The sequence below is a fragment of the Sphingomonas sp. M1-B02 genome (assembly GCF_026167525.1).
Taxonomy (GTDB): Bacteria; Pseudomonadota; Alphaproteobacteria; order Sphingomonadales; family Sphingomonadaceae; genus Sphingomonas.
Genome location: NZ_CP110679.1, coordinates 1,393,178 through 1,413,685, shown reverse-complemented (window position 1 = coordinate 1,413,685; position 20,508 = coordinate 1,393,178). Strand labels below are relative to the sequence as shown.

Annotated in this window: 31 protein-coding genes; all 31 read left to right on the top strand. The window is 64.5% G+C overall.

Features of this window, described 5'->3' with window-relative positions:
• The first annotated feature begins 22 nt into the window (after positions 1-22).
• Positions 23-514, top strand: a complete 492-nt coding sequence (locus OKW87_RS06830; protein WP_265543354.1) for a hypothetical protein — start codon at positions 23-25, stop codon at positions 512-514.
• A 137-nt stretch (positions 515-651) separates the two neighbouring features.
• Entirely contained in the window at positions 652-963 is a 312-nt protein-coding gene (gene rpsJ / locus OKW87_RS06825; protein WP_010545719.1) for a 30S ribosomal protein S10, read from the top strand.
• A gap of 276 nt (positions 964-1,239) precedes the next feature.
• Positions 1,240-2,097 (top strand): 50S ribosomal protein L3, encoded by an 858-nt coding sequence (gene rplC, locus OKW87_RS06820; RefSeq protein ID WP_265543351.1) that lies wholly within the window; start codon positions 1,240-1,242, stop codon positions 2,095-2,097.
• Between the two features lie 2 nt (positions 2,098-2,099).
• On the top strand, positions 2,100-2,723 hold the full coding sequence (gene rplD / locus OKW87_RS06815; RefSeq protein ID WP_265543350.1) for a 50S ribosomal protein L4: 624 nt from the start codon (positions 2,100-2,102) through the stop codon (positions 2,721-2,723).
• Entirely contained in the window at positions 2,716-3,030 is a 315-nt protein-coding gene (locus OKW87_RS06810) for a 50S ribosomal protein L23 (protein WP_265543348.1), read from the top strand. The genes rplD and OKW87_RS06810 overlap by 8 nt, the downstream gene beginning before the upstream one ends.
• 4 nt (positions 3,031-3,034) lie before the next feature.
• Complete coding sequence (gene rplB, locus OKW87_RS06805) at positions 3,035-3,889, top strand: 50S ribosomal protein L2 (RefSeq protein WP_265543346.1); 855 nt, start codon at positions 3,035-3,037, stop codon at positions 3,887-3,889.
• A gap of 1 nt (position 3,890) precedes the next feature.
• Positions 3,891-4,166: a 30S ribosomal protein S19 gene (rpsS, locus tag OKW87_RS06800; RefSeq protein WP_029936458.1), complete on the top strand. Its 276-nt coding sequence runs from the start codon at positions 3,891-3,893 to the stop codon at positions 4,164-4,166.
• Positions 4,166-4,543, top strand: coding sequence for a 50S ribosomal protein L22 (gene rplV, locus OKW87_RS06795; protein WP_265543341.1), 378 nt, complete (start codon positions 4,166-4,168; stop codon positions 4,541-4,543). Before rpsS ends, rplV begins: the two co-directional genes overlap by 1 nt.
• Positions 4,543-5,250, top strand: a complete 708-nt coding sequence (rpsC, locus tag OKW87_RS06790) for a 30S ribosomal protein S3 (RefSeq protein WP_265543339.1) — start codon at positions 4,543-4,545, stop codon at positions 5,248-5,250. The genes rplV and rpsC overlap by 1 nt, the downstream gene beginning before the upstream one ends.
• A 15-nt stretch (positions 5,251-5,265) precedes the next feature.
• On the top strand, positions 5,266-5,697 hold the full coding sequence (rplP, locus tag OKW87_RS06785; protein WP_265543336.1) for a 50S ribosomal protein L16: 432 nt from the start codon (positions 5,266-5,268) through the stop codon (positions 5,695-5,697).
• 5 nt (positions 5,698-5,702) lie between these two features.
• Positions 5,703-5,906 carry a 50S ribosomal protein L29 gene (gene rpmC / locus OKW87_RS06780; RefSeq protein ID WP_265543335.1) on the top strand — a complete coding sequence of 68 codons (204 nt, stop codon included), beginning with the start codon at positions 5,703-5,705 and terminating at the stop codon, positions 5,904-5,906.
• Positions 5,907-5,916: 10 nt separating this feature from the next.
• Positions 5,917-6,189 carry a 30S ribosomal protein S17 gene (gene rpsQ / locus OKW87_RS06775; protein ID WP_265543333.1) on the top strand — a complete coding sequence of 91 codons (273 nt, stop codon included), beginning with the start codon at positions 5,917-5,919 and terminating at the stop codon, positions 6,187-6,189.
• 69 nt (positions 6,190-6,258) lie between these two features.
• A complete protein-coding gene (rplN, locus tag OKW87_RS06770; protein WP_265543331.1) occupies positions 6,259-6,627 on the top strand; it encodes a 50S ribosomal protein L14 in 369 nt (122 codons plus the stop codon).
• 2 nt (positions 6,628-6,629) lie between these two features.
• Positions 6,630-6,947: a 50S ribosomal protein L24 gene (gene rplX / locus OKW87_RS06765; RefSeq protein WP_265543329.1), complete on the top strand. Its 318-nt coding sequence runs from the start codon at positions 6,630-6,632 to the stop codon at positions 6,945-6,947.
• Positions 6,940-7,524 (top strand): 50S ribosomal protein L5, encoded by a 585-nt coding sequence (gene rplE / locus OKW87_RS06760; protein ID WP_265543327.1) that lies wholly within the window; start codon positions 6,940-6,942, stop codon positions 7,522-7,524. The genes rplX and rplE overlap by 8 nt, the downstream gene beginning before the upstream one ends.
• Before the next feature lie 20 nt (positions 7,525-7,544).
• Positions 7,545-7,850, top strand: coding sequence for a 30S ribosomal protein S14 (rpsN, locus tag OKW87_RS06755; RefSeq protein ID WP_265543325.1), 306 nt, complete (start codon positions 7,545-7,547; stop codon positions 7,848-7,850).
• Between the two features lie 11 nt (positions 7,851-7,861).
• Complete coding sequence (rpsH, locus tag OKW87_RS06750; protein WP_265543323.1) at positions 7,862-8,257, top strand: 30S ribosomal protein S8; 396 nt, start codon at positions 7,862-7,864, stop codon at positions 8,255-8,257.
• Position 8,258: 1 nt separating this feature from the next.
• On the top strand, positions 8,259-8,792 hold the full coding sequence (gene rplF / locus OKW87_RS06745; protein WP_265543322.1) for a 50S ribosomal protein L6: 534 nt from the start codon (positions 8,259-8,261) through the stop codon (positions 8,790-8,792).
• Entirely contained in the window at positions 8,792-9,151 is a 360-nt protein-coding gene (gene rplR, locus OKW87_RS06740) for a 50S ribosomal protein L18 (protein ID WP_265544030.1), read from the top strand. The genes rplF and rplR overlap by 1 nt, the downstream gene beginning before the upstream one ends.
• A gap of 3 nt (positions 9,152-9,154) precedes the next feature.
• Complete coding sequence (gene rpsE, locus OKW87_RS06735) at positions 9,155-9,922, top strand: 30S ribosomal protein S5 (protein WP_265543321.1); 768 nt, start codon at positions 9,155-9,157, stop codon at positions 9,920-9,922.
• Positions 9,923-9,928: 6 nt separating this feature from the next.
• Complete coding sequence (gene rpmD, locus OKW87_RS06730; RefSeq protein ID WP_265543318.1) at positions 9,929-10,108, top strand: 50S ribosomal protein L30; 180 nt, start codon at positions 9,929-9,931, stop codon at positions 10,106-10,108.
• Positions 10,109-10,202: 94 nt separating this feature from the next.
• Positions 10,203-10,757, top strand: coding sequence for a 50S ribosomal protein L15 (gene rplO, locus OKW87_RS06725; RefSeq protein ID WP_265543316.1), 555 nt, complete (start codon positions 10,203-10,205; stop codon positions 10,755-10,757).
• A gap of 177 nt (positions 10,758-10,934) precedes the next feature.
• Positions 10,935-12,296 carry a preprotein translocase subunit SecY gene (secY, locus tag OKW87_RS06720; protein WP_265543315.1) on the top strand — a complete coding sequence of 454 codons (1,362 nt, stop codon included), beginning with the start codon at positions 10,935-10,937 and terminating at the stop codon, positions 12,294-12,296.
• A gap of 29 nt (positions 12,297-12,325) precedes the next feature.
• Positions 12,326-12,979 carry an adenylate kinase gene (locus tag OKW87_RS06715; protein WP_265543314.1) on the top strand — a complete coding sequence of 218 codons (654 nt, stop codon included), beginning with the start codon at positions 12,326-12,328 and terminating at the stop codon, positions 12,977-12,979.
• 530 nt (positions 12,980-13,509) lie between these two features.
• Positions 13,510-13,878 (top strand): 30S ribosomal protein S13, encoded by a 369-nt coding sequence (rpsM, locus tag OKW87_RS06710; protein WP_265543312.1) that lies wholly within the window; start codon positions 13,510-13,512, stop codon positions 13,876-13,878.
• A 14-nt stretch (positions 13,879-13,892) separates the two neighbouring features.
• On the top strand, positions 13,893-14,282 hold the full coding sequence (gene rpsK / locus OKW87_RS06705; RefSeq protein WP_114687585.1) for a 30S ribosomal protein S11: 390 nt from the start codon (positions 13,893-13,895) through the stop codon (positions 14,280-14,282).
• Positions 14,283-14,382: 100 nt separating this feature from the next.
• Positions 14,383-15,450: a DNA-directed RNA polymerase subunit alpha gene (locus tag OKW87_RS06700; RefSeq protein WP_265543309.1), complete on the top strand. Its 1,068-nt coding sequence runs from the start codon at positions 14,383-14,385 to the stop codon at positions 15,448-15,450.
• Between the two features lie 112 nt (positions 15,451-15,562).
• Positions 15,563-15,985: a 50S ribosomal protein L17 gene (rplQ, locus tag OKW87_RS06695; protein ID WP_265543307.1), complete on the top strand. Its 423-nt coding sequence runs from the start codon at positions 15,563-15,565 to the stop codon at positions 15,983-15,985.
• Between the two features lie 91 nt (positions 15,986-16,076).
• Positions 16,077-18,137: a prolyl oligopeptidase family serine peptidase gene (locus tag OKW87_RS06690; protein ID WP_265543306.1), complete on the top strand. Its 2,061-nt coding sequence runs from the start codon at positions 16,077-16,079 to the stop codon at positions 18,135-18,137.
• A 169-nt stretch (positions 18,138-18,306) separates the two neighbouring features.
• Positions 18,307-19,866, top strand: a complete 1,560-nt coding sequence (gene guaA, locus OKW87_RS06685; protein WP_265543304.1) for a glutamine-hydrolyzing GMP synthase — start codon at positions 18,307-18,309, stop codon at positions 19,864-19,866.
• 2 nt (positions 19,867-19,868) lie between these two features.
• Entirely contained in the window at positions 19,869-20,498 is a 630-nt protein-coding gene (locus OKW87_RS06680; RefSeq protein ID WP_265543302.1) for a hypothetical protein, read from the top strand.
• Positions 20,499-20,508 lie beyond the last annotated feature (10 nt).

The window sequence follows — 20,508 nt, the reverse complement described above, 5'->3', positions numbered from 1 at the left end:
ATATCGTACTGTGGATATCTCGATGCGACGCTATGCCACCTTATTGCCGCTGGTCCTGCTTGCGAGTTGCGAAGAGCGGCGAAAGCCGCCCGCGGCGCTCTGGTTCGAGGGGCTGCCCGTACGCGGAAGCGCGGCCGAAGCGCAGGCTGCGGGGTTCACCCGCTGCGGCACGGTCGGACGGTCCTTGCGGTGCCGCCGGGAGGGCGTGATGGTGGCGGGGAAGGGGCCTTACGCCGCGGCGGTCGACCTGCTCTACAGCGACGGCAGCGGCGGCTTCGATCAACTGACCGTCTGGGACGACCGCGACCAGAGCGCGGTGAATGCCGTCGGCACGCTGCTCGAATCGCAGGGCTGGCAGCTCTGCCGCACCGGCCTGGACGATAATCGCGGCGACCAGGCGATCTACACAAAGGCGGGGGTGCCGGTCCGCTTCTCGATCGACTTGAGCTATTGGGGCAAGCGCCGGCTGCGGATCCTGCCCGAGACGAACCAGCCGAAGGGCAAATGCTGGTGACCACATATGCTAGGGAAAAATCCCGGGCGCATACTTGATTCGATCGGCGCACGCGTGTAGTGGCCCGCCTCCAGTTTTAGTATCAACACAGCAAGAGCGCCGGCAACGGCGCCCGCTCTTTCGCATCGGTAGGGTCCATGGAAACGCAGAATATCCGCATTCGCCTGAAGGCGTTCGATCATCGGGTGCTCGATCAGGCTGCCGGCGACATCGCCGACACCGCGCGCCGCACCGGTGCGCTCATCCGTGGTCCGATCCCGCTGCCCACGCATATCGACAAGTTCACCGTCAACCGCGGCCCGCACATCGACAAGAAGTCGCGCGAGCAGTTCGAGACGCGCACCTACAAGCGCATGCTCGACATCGTGCAGCCGACCCCGCAGACGGTGGACGCGCTGATGAAGCTCGACCTCGCCGCTGGCGTTGACGTGGAGATCAAGCTGGCTTAAAGGCCCGCTTCCACACGAGATTCGCGTCTCTCTTTTTGAGATTCGCGCAGGCCGCTCGACCGGATCGATCCCGATCCAACGCAAGTGGCCAGAGGGCGCAGATCGCGCACTCAGGCATGAGATAGGGATACCGCCGAGCTTGCTCGGGTCTGCGTCCCCCGTCACCCCGGCTTCGGCCAGGGTTCAGCCCAGACGGGGGCTCGCATCATATTTTGGGCTGAGGCACGCACCCGAGGGAATGGTCCCGAGGGTGCCTCTGTATAGGAGCAACAGATCATGCGCACTGGCGTGATCGCGAAGAAGTTGGGGATGACCCGCCTGTTCCAGGACGACGGCCGCCACGTGCCGGTCACGGTCCTGGCGCTCGAAGGGCTGCAGGTTATCTCCATCCGCGAACAAGATCGTGACGGCTATACCGCCGTCCAGCTCGGCGCCGGTACGGCGAAGAGCAAGAACGTGTCCAAGCCGCAGCGCGGCCACTTCGGCAAGGCCGAAGTCGAGCCCAAGGCGGTGGTCCACGAATTCCGCGTCGACGCCGATGGCCTTCTCGAAGTGGGCGCCGAAATCTCGGCTGCGCACTACGTGGCCGGCCAATATGTCGATATCCAGGGCAAGACCCAGGGTAAGGGCTTCCAGGGCGGCATGAAGCGCTGGGGCTTCGGCGGTCTGCGCGCAACCCACGGCGTCTCGGTCTCGCACCGTTCGCTCGGTTCGACCGGTCAGCGCCAGGATCCGGGCAAGGTCTTCAAGAACAAGAAGATGGCCGGGCACATGGGCGACAAGTATCGCACCCAGCAGAATCTCGAGATCGTCGGCACCGACGTCGAGCGCGGCCTTCTCTTCGTCAAGGGTTCGGTCCCGGGCTCGAAGGGCGGCTGGCTGTTCGTCAAGGACAGCGTGAAGATCGCGCGCCCCGAAGGCGCGCCGTTCCCCGCAGGCATCCGCGATCCGGAGCATAAGGGCGAAGAGCATCACGTGGCCGAGGTCGAGCCCGGCGCGGTCCACGAGCTCGAGCCGTTGCCCGGTGCAGAAGAAGTTGCTGCCGGCGTTGCCGAAGCCGACGCGCACGGCGCCGGTCAGAGCGATGCCGAGATCGACGTGCCCCAGGGCGACACCACCGGCCAGGAGGGCTGACCATGAAGATCAAGGTTCAAACCCTCGACGCGGCCGAGAAGGGCGACATCGAGCTCAACGACGAGATCTTCGCCGTCGAGCCGCGTGCCGACATCCTGCACCGCGTCGTCACCTGGCAGCTCGAAAAGCGTCGCGGCACTGCCCGCGGCACCCGCGAGCGTTCGGATGTCGCGCGCACCGGCAAGAAGTTCGGTCGCCAGAAGGGCGGCGGTACGGCACGTCACGGCGATCGCCGCGCTCCGATCTTCATCGGCGGCGGTAAGGCGCACGGCGCCCGCGTCCGCGACTTCAATCCGTCGCTGAACAAGAAGATCCGCGCGCTCGGCCTCAAGATGGCGCTTTCGAGCCATGCCAAGGCGGGCTCGCTGGTCATCATGGACAGCCTGGCGGTCGCCGAGAACAAGACCAAGACGCTGGTCGGCAATCTCGAGAAGCTGAACTTCGGCAAGACGCTCGTCATCGACGGCGACATGGTCGACAACAGCTTCGCGCTGGCAGCGGGCAACCTGCACAAGGTCAACGTGATGCCGGCCGTAGGCGCCAACGTCTATGACATCCTGAAGCACGACACGCTGGTCCTGACCCGCGCTGCCGTCGAAAAGCTGGAGGCGCGCTTCAATGGCTAAGAAGCAACAGGCCGCGATCGATAACCGTCATTATGACGTGATCCTCGCGCCGCACATCACCGAGAAAGCCACGATGATGTCCGAGCACAACGCCGTTGTGTTCAAGGTCGCTGGCGACGCCACCAAGCCCGAGATCAAGGCCGCCGTCGAGGCGCTGTTCTCGGTCAAGGTCACCGGCGTCAACACGATCGTCCAGAAGGGCAAGACCAAGAAGTGGAAGGGCGCTCCCTACAAGCGCTCGGACATGAAGAAAGCGATCGTGACGCTCGCCGACGGCGACCAGATCGACGTGACGACGGGAATCTGAGGCGATGGCACTCAAAAATTATAATCCGACGACCCCGTCGCAGCGCGGCCTGGTCCTCATCGATCGTTCGAACCTGTTCAAGGGTCGTCCGATCAAGGCGCTTACCGAAGGCAAGAGCAAGTCGGGCGGCCGCAACAACAAGGGCCATGTCACCTCGCGCGGCATCGCCGGCGGTCACAAGCAGCGCTATCGCATCGTCGATTTCAAGCGCCGCCTGTGGGACGTGGAAGGCACCGTGGAGCGGATCGAATATGATCCCAACCGCACCGCCTTCATCGCGCTGATCAACTATGGCGATTCGCCCGAGGGCAAGTCGAACGTCGCCTACATCATCGCGCCGCAGCGCCTCGCCGTCGGCGACAAGGTGATCGCCGCGAAGAAGACCGACGTGAAGCCGGGCAACGCCATGGAGCTCGCATCGATGCCTGTCGGCACCATCGTCCACAATGTGGAGATGAAGCCGGGCAAGGGCGGTCAGATCGCCCGTTCGGCAGGCACTTATGTGCAGGTCGTCGGTCGTGATCGCGGGATGGTGATCGTTCGCCTGAACTCGGGCGAGCAGCGCTACATCCACGGCAATTGCATGGCGACGGTCGGTGCGGTGTCCAATCCGGACAACCAGAACACCAACCTCGGCAAGGCAGGCCGCAACCGTTGGCTGGGCAAGCGCCCGCTGACGCGCGGTGTCGCCAAGAACCCGGTCGACCATCCGCACGGCGGCGGCGAAGGCCGTACCTCGGGCGGCCGTCATCCGGTCACGCCGTGGGGCAAGCCGACGAAGGGTGCTCGCACTCGTCACAACAAGTCGACCGACAAGATGATCATCCGGTCGCGTCATTCGACGAAGAGGAAGGGCTAACATGGCTCGCTCAGTCTGGAAGGGTCCGTTCGTGGACCTCCATCTGCTGAAGAAGGCGCAGACCGCGCAGGAAACCAACGCGCGTGCGCCGATCAAGACCTGGTCGCGCCGCTCGACGATCCTGCCCGATTTCGTCGGCCTGACCTTCAGCGTCTATAACGGCCGCAAGTTCGTGCCGGTCTCGGTCAACGAGGACATGGTGGGCATGAAGCTCGGCGAGTTCGCGCCGACCCGTTTCTTCCCCGGCCACGCCGCGGACAAGAAGGGCAAGCGCTGATGTCTAAGCCTAAGGCACCCCGTCGCGTCGCCGACAACGAGGCTCTCTCGGTCGGCACGCAGATCCGCGGTTCGGCGCAGAAGCTCAACCTGGTTGCGGGCCTGATCCGCGGCCGCAAGGCTGGCGACGCGCTCAACATCCTGGCCTTCTCCAAGAAGGGCATGGCCGAGGAAGCCCGCAAGGTTCTCGCGTCGGCGATTGCGAACGCGGAAAACAACCACAACCTCGATGTCGACGCGCTCGTCGTCGCCGAGGCGTCGGTCGGCAAGTCGATCACGATGAAGCGCTTCGCGACCCGCGGCCGTGGCAAGTCCACCCGCATCCTGAAGCCGTTCAGCCGTCTTCGCATCGTCGTCCGCGAGCAGGAAGAAGCATAATGGGTCAGAAGAGCAATCCGATCGGCCTGCGCCTCCAGATCAACCGGACCTGGGACAGCCGCTGGTTCGCCGAGGGCGCCGACTATGGCCGGCTCCTCCTGGAAGATCTGCGCATCCGCAAGTTCATCGTCGATACGCTGCCGCAGGCGGCGATCTCGAAGGTCGTGATCGAGCGTCCTGCCAAGCTGTGCCGCATCTCGATCTACGCAGCCCGCCCCGGTGTCATCATCGGCAAGAAGGGTGCGGACATCGAGAAGCTGCGCAAGCAGATCGGCAAGATGACCTCGTCGGACGTCAGCCTGAACATCGTCGAGATCCGCAAGCCGGAAGTCGATGCCAAGCTCGTCGCGCAGGGCATTGCCGACCAGCTCGAGCGCCGTATCGCCTTCCGCCGCGCCATGAAGCGTGCGGTGCAGTCCGCCATGCGCCTCGGCGCTGACGGCGTTCGCGTCGCGTGCGGCGGCCGCCTCGGCGGCGCCGAGATCGCGCGTTCGGAAAGCTACCGCGAGGGCCGGGTGCCGCTGCACACGCTGCGCGCCAACATCGACTATGCGGAGGCGACCGCGCACACCTCCTACGGGGTTTGCGGCGTCAAGGTCTGGGTCTTCAAGGGCGAGATTCTCGGCCATGACCCGATGTCGCAGGACCGCCTCAACATGGAAGCTCAGACTTCCGGCGTGCGCCCCGCGCGCGACGATCGCCGCTAAGGCTAGGACAGAGACATGCTGCAACCGAAAAAGTTCGCGCACCGCAAGCAGTTCAAGGGCCGCATCCATGGCGATGCCAAGGGCGGCACTTCGCTGAACTTCGGATCCTATGGCCTGAAGGCCATGGAGCCCGACCGGATCACCGCGCGTCAGATCGAGGCGGCCCGCCGCGCGATCACGCGTCACATCAAGCGCGCTGGTCGCTTGTGGATCCGCATCTTCCCGGACGTGCCGGTGTCGTCGAAGCCGGCGGAAGTCCGCATGGGCTCGGGCAAGGGCTCGCCGGAATTCTGGGTGGCGCGCGTCAAGCCCGGCCGTATCCTGTTCGAGCTCGACGGCGTTCCCGGCCCGCTCGCGGCAGAAGCGTTCGAGCGTGCGGCGATGAAGCTGCCGATCAAGGTCAAGGTCGTCGCCCGTCTTGGCGACACCTCGCACCTGGAGGGTTGATAGACATGACCAAGGCAACCGATCTTCGTGCGAAGACCGAGGACCAGCTGGGCGAAGAGCTCGGCAACCTGAAGCGCGAGGCATTCAACCTGCGCTTCCAGGCCGCGACCAGCCAGCTCGAAAAGCCGAGCCGGGTTCGCGAAGTCCGTCGCGACATCGCCCGCATCAAGACGCTGCAGAACGAGCGTTCGCGCTCGTCTGCGAAGTAAGGAAGAGACCATGCCGAAGCGCGTGCTGACCGGGAACGTGGTTTCCGACAAGGGCGACAAGACGATCGTCGTGCTGGTGGAGCGTAAGGTGAAGCACCCGCTCTACGGCAAGATCATCCGTCGCTCGAAAAAGTATCATGCCCATGACGAGGGCAACGAGTATAAGGCGGGCGAGACCGTGCGGATCGAAGAGACCGCGCCGATTTCCAAGCTGAAGACCTGGAAGGTGATCGATCGGGTGAACACCCGCGCGACTCCCGAGCAGACTGCGGCGGAAGCTTAAGTCACAAATTAACGGGAACCCCCGGGCCAGTGTTGGTCCCGGTAGGCCAAGAGAGAAGGAACGGATCCTATGATCCAGATGCAGTCCAATCTCGACGTCGCTGACAATAGCGGCGCGAAGCGGGTGCAGTGCATCAAGGTGCTGGGCGGCTCGAAGCGTCGCGTGGCCGGTGTCGGTGACGTGATCGTCGTCAGCATCAAGGAAGCAGCACCCCGCGGCAAGGTGAAGAAGGGTGACGTGCATCGCGCGGTCATCGTTCGCACCGCCAAGGACATCCGCCGCGCCGATGGCACGGTCATTCGCTTCGACGGCAATGCCGCGGTGCTGGTCAACAAGAACGAGGAGCCGATCGGCACCCGTATCTTCGGGCCGGTCGTCCGCGAGCTGCGTGCGAAGGGCTATATGAAGATCATCAGCCTTGCGCCGGAGGTGCTCTGAACATGGCTTCCGCTAAGATCAAGAAGGGTGACCAGGTCATCGTCCTGTCCGGCAAGGACAAGGGACGCACCGGTGAAGTCACCCAGTCGCTTCCGAAGGACGGCAAGGTCGTCGTCTCGGGCGTCAACGTCGCCGTGCGCCACACCAAGCCGAGCCAGGGCGATCCCCAGGGCGGCCTGAAGCGTTCGGAAGCGCCGATGCATGTCTCGAAGGTCGCGCATGTGACCGCCGACGGCAAGCCGACGCGCGTCCGCTTCGAAGAGCGCGACGGCAAGAAGGTCCGCGTCGCCGTAAAGACCGGGGAGGTCATCAATGGCTGATTCCTATACGCCGCGCATGCGGACGAAGTACGACTCCGAAATCGTCAAGGCGATGACCGAGAAGTTCGGCTACAAGAACGTCATGGAAATTCCGCGGATCGAAAAGATCGTGCTGAACATGGGCGTCGGCGAAGCCACGCAGGACAAGAAGAAGGTCGAGCAGGCTTCCCAGGAAATGGAGCTGATCGCCGGTCAGAAGCCTGTCGTCACCAAGGCGAAGAAGTCGATCGCGCAGTTCAAGCTGCGTGAAGGCATGCCGATCGGCTGCAAGGTCACCCTTCGCCGCGAGCGCATGTACGAGTTTCTCGATCGCTTCATCACGATCGCGCTTCCCCGCGTTCGCGATTTCCGTGGGCTGAACCCGAAGTCCTTCGACGGTCGCGGTAATTATGCCTGCGGCATCAAGGAGCAGATCGTGTTCCCCGAGATCAACTATGACCGCATCGACAAGGTGCGCGGCATGGATATCATCGTCACCACCACCGCAAAGACCGACGACGAGGCTCGCGAGCTTCTCCGTCTCTTCGGCTTCCCGTTTCCTCTCGAGGATGACGGCGAGCAGAAGCAAGCCGCGTAAGAGAAGAGAGCTTAAGTCCCATGGCGAAACTGAGTTCGATCAACAAGAATGAGCGTCGCAAGCTTCTGGTGAAGAAGTATGCGCCGAAATATGCGAAGCTGAAGGCGATCGCGAACGATGAGAGCCAGGATGAGACCGAGCGTCTCATTGCGCGCCTCAAGATGGCGGAGATTCCCCGCAACGGTAACCCCACCCGGGTTCGCAACCGTTGCGAGATCACCGGCCGCCCGCGCGCTTACTATCGCAAGTTCCGTCTCGCACGCGTCATGCTGCGCGATCTGGCCAACAAGGGCCTGATCCCCGGTGTCACGAAGTCGAGCTGGTAAGGACCATATAGATGGCTTTGACCGATCCCCTGGGTGATATGCTCACCCGCATCCGCAACGGGCAGCGCGCGAAGAAGGACTCCGTCCTGACTCCCGCCTCCAAGCTGCGGGCCCGCGTGCTCGACGTGCTCCAGCGCGAAGGCTATATCCGTGGCTATAGCGAAGAGCAGATGGGCCCTGCCAACGGCATCCGCATCGAGCTGAAATATTTCGAGGGTCAGCCCGCGATCAAGCATGTCGCGCGCGTCTCGAAGCCCGGCCGCCGCGTCTATAGCGGTTCGCAGGAACTGCCGATCGTCCGCAACGGCCTCGGCATCACCATCGTCTCGACGCCACGCGGTGTTCTGTCCGACGCGGAAGCGCGCGAGCAGAATGTCGGCGGCGAAGTGCTCGCGGAGGTCTTCTGATATGAGCCGCATCGGCAAGAAGCCGGTCCCCGTACCGGCAGGCGTCACCGCCTCCATCGACGGTGGCACGCTCAGCGTGAAGGGCCCCAAGGGCACCCTCAGCCTCGTGCTGCGCGAAGAGATCAGCTATGAAGTCGAGAATGACGGCATCACCGTGAAGCCGGCGAACGACTCCAAGTCGGCGCGTGCCTTCTGGGGCATGCAGCGGACGATGGTGCAGAATCTGATCACCGGCGTGACCGAGGGCTTCACCAAGAAGCTGCTCATCACCGGCGTCGGCTATCGCGCGAATTCGCAGGGCAAGGTGCTCAAGCTCCAGCTCGGCTACTCGCACGACGTCAATTTCGACATCCCGGAAGGGATCGACATCAAGACCCCGGATACGACCACGGTCGAGATCTCCGGGATCGACAAGCAGAAGGTGGGCCAGGTGGCCGCCGAAATCCGTCGTTGGCGCAAGCCCGAGCCCTATAAGGGCAAGGGCATCAAGTATGACGGCGAGTTCATCTTCCGCAAGGAAGGGAAGAAGAAGTGATCAACACCAAGGGTCTTTCGCTTTTCGCCAAGCGCCGTCTCCGCAACCGCACTGCGCTCCGCAGCCGCGGTGCTGGCCGTCCGCGCTTGTCGATCCACCGGTCCGGCCGGCACATCTATGCCCAGGTGATCGACGACGCGGCGGGCAAGACGCTCGCTTCGGCATCGACGCTGGAGAAGGACGTGCGCGGCACCGCCGGCGCGACTGTCGCTGCGGCGCAGGAAGTCGGCAAGCGCGTCGCCGAGGCCGCCAAGGCCGCCGGCGTGACGCAGGTCGTCTTCGACCGCGGTGGCTTCCTCTATCATGGCCGCGTCAAGGCGCTGGCCGATGCCGCTCGTGAGAGCGGATTGGAGTTCTAAGACATGGCTGACGAGAACAACACGCCTGAAGGCGCTCCCGTCGAGGCCAGCGCTCCGGCGCCGGAGAGCACGGGTTATCAGGGCGGCGGCGGTGGTCGCGGTCGTGGCGGTCCCGGCGGCGGCGGTGGCCGTGGTCGCGGCGGTCCCGGCGGCGGCGGTGGCCCCGGCGGCAATCGTGGCGGTCGTGACAGCCGTGGCGGTCGCGACAATCGCGGCGGTCCGCGCGGCGCCGACGACGGCGGCGAAGAGCTGATCGAGAAGCTGGTCCACATCAATCGCGTCTCGAAGACGGTCAAGGGCGGCAAGCGCTTCGGCTTCGCGGCGCTGGTCGTGGTCGGCGACGGCAAGGGCCGTGCAGGCTTCGGACATGGCAAGGCGCGCGAAGTGCCGGAAGCCATTTCGAAGGCGACTGCGGCTGCCAAGAAGGCGATGGTCCGCGTTCCCCTGAAGGAAGGCCGCACGCTGCATCATGACGGCAACGGCCACTTCGGTGCCGGCCGCGTGACGCTGCGCTCGGCGCCGCAGGGAACGGGCATCATCGCAGGTGGCCCGATGCGCGCCATCTTCGAGAGCCTGGGCGTTGCCGACGTCGTGACCAAGTCGGTCGGCACGTCGAACCCCTACAACATGATCCGCGCAACCTTCGAGGCGCTGACCGAGCAGACTTCGCCGAAGTCGGTCGCTCAGCGGCGTGGCAAGAAGATCGCCGACCTGCTCGGCCGTGGCGGTTCGTCGACCGCCGAGGCCGATGCCCTCGCGATCGCGGAGTAAGCGACAATGGCTACCATCAAGATCCAGCAGATCGGTTCGCCGATCCGCCGTACCAAGGACCAGCGCGCGACTCTGATCGGCCTGGGCCTCAACAAGATGAACAAGGTTCGCGAGCTCGAGGACAGCCCCGAAGTTCGCGGCATGATCCGCAAGCTGCCCCACATGGTGAAGGTGCTCGAAGGCTGAGCCTTCGCCTTTTCCAGGTGACAGATACGGGGAGGGGGGCTAATGGCCCCCCTTCCATTTTCCAGCGCGACAAAAGCGAAAGCGAGTGCACGACATGAAACTCAACGACATCCGCGACAACCAGGGTGCCCGCAAGAGCCGCGTTCGCGTCGGCCGGGGCATCGGCTCGGGCCTGGGCAAGACCGCCGGCCGCGGCCAGAAGGGCCAGACGAGCCGCTCGGGCGTCTCGATCAACGGGTTCGAAGGCGGCCAGATGCCGCTCCACATGCGGATCCCGAAGCGCGGCTTCAACAACATCTTCGCCAAGGATTATTCCGAGGTGAATATCGGCGCGATCCAGAAGGCGGTCGACGAGGGCAAGCTCGATGCATCTGCGGTGATCGACCAGGCGGCGCTCGACGCAGCCGGCCTCACCCGCGGCGGCAAGAACGGCGTCCGCCTGCTCGGCAAGGGCGAGCTGACCTCGAAGCTGAGCTTCCACGTCGCCGGCGCGTCGAAGGGCGCGAAGAAAGCCGTCGAGAAGACCGGCGGTTCGCTCGACATCCCCGAGCTGGTGCCCGCCGCCGAAAAGCACAAGGCGAAGCATCGCGTCGCGCAGAATGCCCGCAATGCGGACAAGGCCGACAAGATCGCCAAGGCCAAGGGCTGAAACCCGCTGGCCCCCGGCTCCGGCCGGGGCCAGTTTCGGGCCGCTCGCATCTGGATCCCGGCCTCGCCGGGAAACTTGGCGCATGAGAGGTTAGACAAGCTCTCAAGCGTGCCTATATGAGCGGCGGGGGGCGGCAAACGCTCTTCCGCCGTTTTTGTTTCCGGGACGAACACACACATGGCATCCGCAGCCGACCAACTCGCCTCCAGCATCAGCTTTTCGAAGTTCAGCAAGGCGACCGACCTCAAGAAGCGCCTGTGGTTCACGCTGGGCGCGCTGATCATTTTCCGGATGCTGAGCTATGTGCCGCTCCCGGGCATCGATCCCACCCAGCTCAACCTGCTCGCGACCCAGACGTCGGGCGGCGTCCTCGATTTCTTCAACAGCTTCACCGGCGGTGCGCTCAACCGCATGTCGGTCGTGGCGTTGGGCGTGATGCCCTACATCACGGCGTCGATCGTCGTGCAGCTCGCGACGTCGCTCAGCCCCCAGCTCAACGCCATCAAGAAGGAAGGCGAGAGCGGCCGCAAGCGGCTCAACCAATATACCCGCTACGGCACCGTCGGCCTCACTGCGATCCAGGGCTGGTTCATCGCGGTCGGGCTCGAGAGCTTCGGCGCGAGCCAGGGGCTCCAGGCGGTCATCGAGCCGGGCCTGCTGTTCCGCGTCGGCGCGGTCATCAGCCTGGTCGGCGGCACCCTGTTCCTGATGTGGCTGGGCGAGCAGATCACCAGCCGCGGCATCGGCAACGGCATTTCGCTGATCATCATGGCGGGTATCGTCGCCGGGCTTCCCGGCACGATCGTGCAGCTGTTCGAGAGCGGCCGTACCGGCTCGGTCGATCCGATGCGGCTCGTGCTGATCATCGCGGTGGTCGTCGCGCTGGTGCTGTTCATCTGCTTCATGGAGCGCGCCCAGCGGCGCATCCTGATCCAATATCCCAAGCGCCAGACCGCAAGGGGCGTCCAGGCCGAGCGCAGCCATCTGCCGCTCAAGCTCAACACCGCCGGCGTGATCCCGCCGATCTTCGCCTCGTCGCTGCTGTTGCTGCCGCTGACGATCACCCAGTTCGCCGGCCAGGCGCCTGCGGGCGAGAGCTGGTGGGGCGATCTCGTGATCAGCCTCAACACCTATCTGCGCCACGGTTCGCCGCTCTACATGGCGCTCTATGGCGCCGGGATCATCTTCTTCTCCTTCTTCTACACGGCGGTCGTGTTCAATCCGGAGGAGACCGCGGACAATCTGAAGCGCTATGGCGGCTTCATCCCCGGCATCCGTCCCGGCAAGAATACCGAGACCTATTTCGATTATGTGCTGACCCGCATCACCGTGGTCGGGGCGGCCTATCTGACGGTCATCTGCCTGCTGCCCGAATATCTGGTGCTCTCGATGGGCATCCCGTTCCTGATGGGGGGCACTAGCCTTCTCATCGTGGTCAACGTAACGATGGACACGGTGACGCAGATCCAGTCGCATTTGCTGGCGCACCAGTATGGCGATCTGATCAAGAAGGCGAAGCTGAAGGGCCGCACGCGCTAAAGCGCGGCATGTTGTTAGGGGAGCCTGCGTTGAATATCATCCTGTTGGGCCCGCCGGGAGCCGGCAAGGGCACCCAGGCCAGCCGGCTCGAATCGGCACGCGGCATGGTCCAGCTCTCCACGGGCGACATGCTGCGCGCGGCGGTGAAGGCCGGCACGCCCACCGGCGTCAAGGCCAAGGCAGTGATGGAATCGGGCGGCCTCGTGTCCGACGATATCGTCTCGGGCATCATCGGTGAGCGGCTCGACATGGCCGATACCGAAAAGGGCGCGATCTTCGACGGTTACCCGCGCACCGCGGCGCAGGCCGAATCGCTCGATTCGTTGCTCGACGAACGCGGCCGTCAGCTCGATTTCGTGATCGAGCTGCAGGTGAACGAGGATGCGCTGGTGGATCGCGTCACCGGCCGCTTCACCTGCGCCCAATGCGGTGCGGGCTATCACGACAAATTCAACCTGCCCAAGGTCGCCGAGACCTGCGACGTCTGCGGCAGTCACGAGTTCAAGCGCCGCCCCGACGACAATGCCGAGACGGTGCGCACCCGCATGGCCGAATATCGCGCCAAGACTGCGCCGATCCTGCCGATCTACGAAGCCCGCGGGCTGGTCCGCCGAGTCGACGGCATGGCGGACATCGACGATGTCACCGCGCAGATCGCGGCGATCCTGGACGGCCGGGACTAGACTCACTTTATTTCTCGCGGCCAATGGTTGGGGGCACCGCCCCCGGCTCGTCGAACAGCGCGCAGCTCGTCTACAAGCTCCCACCCCGGCGGAGGCCGGGGCCCAGTTACGATCCACCCTCGAGGACCGGCTGCTGCCGCGGACTTCGTCGATGCCGGGCCCCGGCCTTCGCCGGGGTGGGATTAGAACTGGCCCCACCAGCAGCTGCGAAACAGTGGTTCCTGACAGGTGCTGGGCGAAAGAGAGGAGTGGGTTTCAGGAACGCCGGCCGTTATGATCCGCCGCCGCGATGAAGCCATGCCGCCACCGCTTGGCGGCGCCCGAATGATCGTGTATGGATTTGGTTCCGCCGATTGCGGCCACAGCGCTTGACAGCGCCCGTGCGGCTGCATATGTCGCGGCTCTTCCGAAACACCGGTTGCTCCGGCGACGCTAGAACGCGTCGTCGTGCTACTGCATTTTCGGCGCAACGCTATGAGATGGGGTGCAGGCAGCCATGCGGCGCCCCGTGGAGCTGGGAGAAAATATTCATGGCTCGTATTGCGGGTGTCAACATCCCGACCAACAAGCGCGTCGTTATCGCGCTTCAGTATATCCACGGCATCGGTCCGACCAAGGCCAAGGAAATCACGACCAAGCTGGGCATCGTCCCCGAGCGTCGCGTCCAGGACCTGACCGATCAGGAAGTCCTTCAGATCCGCGAAGCGATCGACGCCGATTATACGGTCGAGGGCGATCTGCGCCGCACCGTGGCGATGAACATCAAGCGTCTGATGGATCTGGCTTGCTATCGCGGCCTCCGTCATCGCAAGGGCCTTCCGGTCCGTGGCCAGCGCACGCACACCAATGCGCGCACCCGCAAGGGCAAGGCCAAGCCCATCGCCGGCAAGAAGAAGTAAGGGGGCGCTGAGAAATGGCACGTGAACCGCAGCGCATTCGCCGTCGCGAGCGCAAGAACATCACCTCTGGCGTCGCGCATGTGAACGCCAGCTTCAACAACACGATGATCACCATCACCGATGCGCAGGGCAACGCCATCTCCTGGTCGTCCGCCGGCATGATGGGCTTCAAGGGGTCGCGCAAGTCGACGCCTTATGCGGCCCAGGTTGCCGCCGAGGACGCCGGCAAGAAGGCCGCCGAGCACGGCGTGCGCACGCTGGAAGTGGAAGTGAAGGGTCCGGGTTCGGGCCGCGAGTCGGCGCTTCGCGCGCTGCAGGCGGTCGGTTTCCAGATCACGTCGATCCGCGACGTGACTTCGATCCCGCACAACGGCGTTCGCCCGTCCAAGCGCCGCCGCGTCTGATTTTCAATTTCGGCCCGATCGCGGGCTCGCGGGAGCGGGTTCGGATCGGGTCGGCTATATCGGCAGGATAGCCCCCTCCTGCCCAACTCAGGGGAAGCCCGTGTCTGTCAACTCAAAGAACTGGCAGGAACTCAAGAAGCCCAACGGCCTCGAGAAGAAGCCTGGTGGCGATCCCAAGCGCAAGCTGACCTTCGTGGCCGAGCCGCTCGAACGCGGTTTCGGCCTTACGCTTGGTAATGCGCTTCGTCGTGTTTTGCTGTCGTCGCTTCAGGGCGCCGCGGTCACGTCGATCAAGATCGAAAACGTGCTTCACGAATTCTCGTCGCTCGCCGGCGTGCGTGAGGACGTGACCGATATCGTCCTCAACGTGAAGCAGATCGCGATCCGCATGCAGGGCGAAGGCCCGAAGCGGCTCCAGCTTTCGGTGACCGGTCCCGCCGACGTCAAGGCCGGCGACATCGCCGTCTCGGGCGACATCGAGATCATGAACCCCGATCTGCTGATCTGCCATCTCGACGACGGCGCGACGCTCAACATGGAGCTGACCGCCGACACCGGTAAGGGCTATGTCCCCGCCGCGTCGAACCGTCCGGTCGATGCGCCGATCGGCCTGATCCCGGTCGATGCCCTGTACAGCCCGGTCCGCCAGGTTTCGTACAAGGTCGAGAATACCCGCGTCGGCCAGGAGCTCGATTACGACAAGCTCACGCTTTCGATCGAAACCGACGGCACGATCACGCCCGAGGATGCCGTAGCCTATGCCGCGCGCATCCTGCAGGACCAGCTGGCCCTGTTCGTTCACTTCGACGATAGCGCGATGACCCGTCAGGCGCCGGTCCAGCAGGGCGGAATGCCCGCCGCTGCGCCGACCGACATCGGCGACACCGCGCAGATCAACCGTTACCTTCTCAAGAAGGTCGACGAGTTGGAGCTGTCGGTCCGTTCGGCCAACTGCCTCAAGAACGACAACATCATCTATATCGGCGACCTGGTCCAGAAGACCGAAGCCGAGATGCTGCGCACGCCGAACTTCGGCCGCAAGTCGCTCAACGAGATCAAGGAAGTCCTCTCGTCGATGGGTCTCCGCCTGGGTATGGAAATTCCCGGCTGGCCGCCTGAAAACATTGAGGAAATGGCCAAGAAGCTCGAGCAGGAGATCATGGGGTAACACCGCTTTTGGTGCGACTTTCTGTGACTTTCGGGTTTTGGGCGGTGGCCCGTTTCGCACCGCCTGCTACGGGGTACCTCATACGGCCCCCTAACGAACGAAGGATCTAATCATGCGCCATCGCGTAGGCGGCCGTAAGCTTCAGCGGACCTCGGCCCACCGCATCGCTCTGTTCCGCAACATGAGCGCCGCGCTCATCAAGCATGAGCAGATCACCACGACCGTCGCCAAGGCGAAGGAACTGCGTCCCTATATCGAGAAGCTGATCACGCTGGCGAAGAAGGGTGGCCTGTCCAACCGTCGCCTCGCGCACGGCCGGCTGCTCGACGATGCGCAGCTGATCAAGCTGTTCGACGTGCTGGCGACCCGCTACGCCGATCGCAACGGCGGCTATACCCGCGTGATCAAGGCCGGCATCCGCAAGTCGGACGCCTCGCCGATGGCGATCATCGAGTTCGTCGACCGCGACGTCAGCGCCAAGGGCCAGGATTCGGGTCCGGTCTATAGCGACGACGATTTCGCCGACGCGGCCTGATTCTAAATCCTCCCGGCACGGGGAGGGGACCAGCGAAGCTGGTGGAGGGGGCTCGCCACAGGCGGGCCCTTTTCGTTTGAGAGGAGCACCTATGACGATCCGCTATCCCGACACCCGCCGCGAGGATCTGGTCGAGGAGCAATTCGGGCTGTCGGTCGCGGATCCCTATCGCTGGCTCGAAAACGACGTTCGCCAAGACGCCGAAGTCGCCGCCTGGGTCGCATCCCAGAACCAGGTCACCAACGCCTATCTCGCCACGCTGCCCGCGCGCGACTGGTTCCGCACCCGCATCCAGCAGCTCTTCGACTATGAGCGCTTCGGCCTGCCCCAGAAGAAGGGCAGCCGCTATTTCTACATGCACAATAGCGGCCTGCAGAACCAGGCCGTGCTCTTCGTCCGCGACCGGCTCGAAGGCGAAGGCCGTGTGTTGATCGATCCCAATGGCTGGTCGCAGGACGGCGCCACCGCGCTCGCCGAATGGAGCCCGTCGGAGAATGGCGCGCAGCTGCTCTACGCGATCCAGGACGGCGGCAGCGACTGGCGCGTCGCCAAACTGCTCGACGTCGCCACCGGCGAAGACACAGGCGACGAAGTCCATGGCATGAAGTTCGCGCTCACCGCGGCCTGGGCGAAGGACGGCAGCGGCTTCTTCTACGCGCGCTATCCCGAGGTCGCCGAGGACGAGAAGTTCCAGGCGCTCAACCAGAACCACCGCATCTTCTTCCACCGCATCGGCACGCCACAGAGCGCCGACCGGCTGGTCTACGAGACCCCCGCGGAGCCCAATCGCAGCCACTATCCGCAGATCAGCGACGACGGCCATTGGCTGGTCATCACCACCAGCGAAGGCACCGACGACCGTTACCAGATCACATTGGTCGACCTGAACGACCCGGCCTGGCCGACGCGGACGATAATCCATGGGCTCAACCACCACTGGTCGCTCGCCGGCAATGTCGGCACCCGCTTCTTCTGGACCACCAATCAACACGCCCCGCGCATGCGCATCGTCACGATGGACGTGGCGGAGAGCGACCATCCCGAGACGCACGAACTCGTCTCCGAGGATGAGGCCACGCTGGAAGGCGCCGCAATTGTCGGCGGCGTGCTGGTGGCGAGCTATCTGGTCGACGCCCGCACCGAGATCCGCCGCTATGGCCTCGACGGCAGTCCGATGGGCCTGGTCGAACTCCCCGGCATCGGCACCGCATCGGGCTTCGGGGGGGAGCCCGACGATCCCGAGACCTTCTTCGCCTTCACCAGCTTCAACGAGCCGACGACGATCTACCGGCACAATATCGCTACCGGCGAAAGCATCCCCTGGGCCGCGCCGCGCCTGCTGTTCGATCCCGTCGACTATCATGTCGAGCAGCGCTTCTATGCGTCGAAGGACGGCACGCGGGTCCCCATGTTCCTCGTCCACCGCAAGGACGTGACCGGCCCCGCGCCGACGCTGCTCTACGCTTATGGCGGCTTCGGCATCTCGATCACGCCGGCATTCTCCTCGTCGCGGATCGCCTGGATGGAGCAGGGCGGGGTGATCGCAGTCGCCAACATTCGCGGCGGCGGCGAATATGGCAAGGCGTGGCACGACGGCGGCCGCCTGGGGAACAAGCAGAACAGCTTCGACGATTTCATCGCCGCGGGCGAATATCTGATCCAGCAGGGCATCACCGGCCCGGGCCAGCTTGCGATCCAGGGCGGATCCAACGGTGGGCTGTTGGTCGGCGCGGTCGTCAACCAGCGCCCGGACCTGTTCGCCGCCGCCACCCCCGCGGTGGGTGTGATGGACATGCTCCGCTTCGATCGCTGGACCGCCGGCCGCTACTGGGTCGACGATTACGGCCGCCCCTCCGAGGAAAAGGACTATAAGCGTCTTCACGGCTATTCGCCGTATCACAATGTCCGCGAGGGGCAGGACTATCCGGCGATCCTGGTCACCACCGCCGACACCGACGATCGCGTCGTCCCAGGCCACAGCTTCAAATATACCGCGGCCATCCAGGCGGTCGACCTCGGGGCCAAGCCCCGCCTCGCCCGCATCGATACCCGCGCCGGGCACGGATCGGGCAAGCCGACCGACAAGGTGATCGAGGAGGCGGCGGATATGTGGGCGTTTCTGGCGGAATGGACGGGGCTGAAGGTCGGCTGACCCAATCCTTCTCCCGTGGGGAGAGGGAGGGAGCAGCGAAGCTGCGGAAGGGTGAGGGTGGCCGCTCACCCTCACCCTTCCCACGCCTGCGGCGCGGGCCCCTTCCCTCTCCCAAGGGGAGAGGGACACTCTACTTTACACCGCCAACCTCGGTATCTATCGCCCACCCATGTCGATCGAGCACAGCGAATCCATCCTCATCGTCGATTTCGGCAGCCAAGTGACTCAGCTCATCGCGCGCCGCGTGCGCGAGGCGGGGGTCTATTCCGAGATCGCACCTTTCACCACCGCCGCCGAGGCTTTCGAGCGGATGAAGCCCAGCGGCATCATCCTCTCGGGCTCGCCCGCGTCGGTGCTCGAAGAGGGCAGCCCGCGGGTGCCGCAGGTCATCTTCGATTCGGGGCTGCCGATCCTCGGCATCTGCTACGGCCAGCAGGTGATGATGGAGCAATTGGGCGGCACCGTGCAGCTCGGCGACTCGGGCGAGTTCGGCCTCGCCTTCATCGAGATCCAGGATAGCTGCGTGCTGTTCGACGGCCTGTGGGCCGAGGGCGAGAAGCATCAGGTGTGGATGAGCCACGGCGACAAGGTGACCGAGCTCGCCCCCGGCTTCCGCCCGGTCGCGGTCAGCCCCGGGTCGCCCTTCGCGGTCGTCGCCGACGATGCGCGACGTTATTATGCCACCCAGTTCCACATGGAGGTGGTCCACACCCCCGACGGCGCGAAGCTGCTGGCCAATTTCGTCCGCCACGTCTGCGGGCTGGAGGGCCAGTGGACGATGGCCGAGTTTCGCGCCGCCAAGGTGGCCGAGATTCGCGAACAGGTCGGCGACTGCAAGGTGATCTGCGGCCTCTCCGGCGGCGTCGATTCCGCGGTTGCCGCGGTGCTGATCCACGAAGCGATCGGCAGTCAGTTGACCTGCGTATTCGTCGATCATGGGCTGATGCGCTCGGGCGAGGCCGATCAGGTCGTCAGCCTGTTCCGCAACCATTATAATATCCCGCTCGTCCACGTGAATGCCGAGACCTTGTTCCTGAACGGGCTGGCCGGGCTCACCGACCCCGAGCTCAAGCGCAAATTCATCGGCAAGACCTTCATCGACGTGTTCGACGACGAAGCCCGGAAGATCGGCGGCGCCGAGTTCCTGGCGCAGGGCACGCTCTATCCCGACGTGATCGAGAGCGTCAGCTTCACCGGCGGGCCTTCGGTGACGATCAAGAGCCACCACAATGTCGGCGGGCTGCCCGAGCGGATGAACATGAAGCTCGTCGAGCCCTTGCGCGAACTGTTCAAGGACGAGGTCCGCGCGCTTGGCCGCGAACTGGGGTTGCCCGAGATTTTCGTTGGCCGGCACCCGTTCCCGGGGCCGGGCCTGGCGATCCGGATCCCCGGCGAAGTCACCAAGGAACGCTGCGATATCCTGCGGAAAGCCGACGCCATCTATCTCGAGGAGATCCGCAACGCCGGGCTCTACGATGCGATCTGGCAGGCGTTCGCGGTGTTGCTGCCCGTGCGCACCGTCGGCGTGATGGGCGACGGGCGGACCTATGATTACGTCCTGGCGCTGCGCGCGGTGACTTCGACCGACGGGATGACCGCGGTCGCCTTCCAATTCCCCGGCGATTTCCTGCCGCGCGTGGCAACCCGAATCGTCAATGAGGTGCGCGGGATCAATCGCGTGACCTACGACTATACCTCCAAGCCCCCGGGCACGATCGAGTGGGAGTGACGATGACCAGGCTGCCGCTGCTCACCGGACTTTGCGCGCTGGCCCTACTGGCCGGCTGCGACGCGACTGAACCTTCGCCCAATCCGGTCGACGACGTGACCAGCAACGAAGCGCCGGAAATCATCGCGCCCGTGCCTGCTGCGACTGCGGTCAACCTCTCGAGCGGCACCGGCGATGCGATGCCCGCGCTCAACCTTGCGCCCGACGGCGTCTCGGTGGTGCTGGACAGCGGTTCGGCCCGACACGCCACGTTCGGGATGGAGCAGGCGCTGGCGACGCAGATCGTCGAAGCCTCGCTTGGTAATCCGATGGAAGAAGGGGACAGCCAGGACTGCGGCGCGGGTCCGCTGAGCTTCGCCAGCTTCCGTGGCGGACTGACGCTCTATTTCCAGGAAGCCAAATTCGCCGGATGGGATGTCGACGGCCGCGACGGCGGCAAGTTCGCGACCGCCAACGGCATCGGCATCGGATCGACTCGTACGGCGCTCGAGGCAGCGGGTCCGCTGACGGTCGAGGATTCGTCGATCGGGATCGAGTTCGTGTCGGGCGAGATGTCCGGTTTGCTGAGCTCGCGCGCGCCCGAGGGAACGGTCACCAATATCTGGGCCGGGGTGAACTGCATCGCGCGTTAGCTGATTCCGC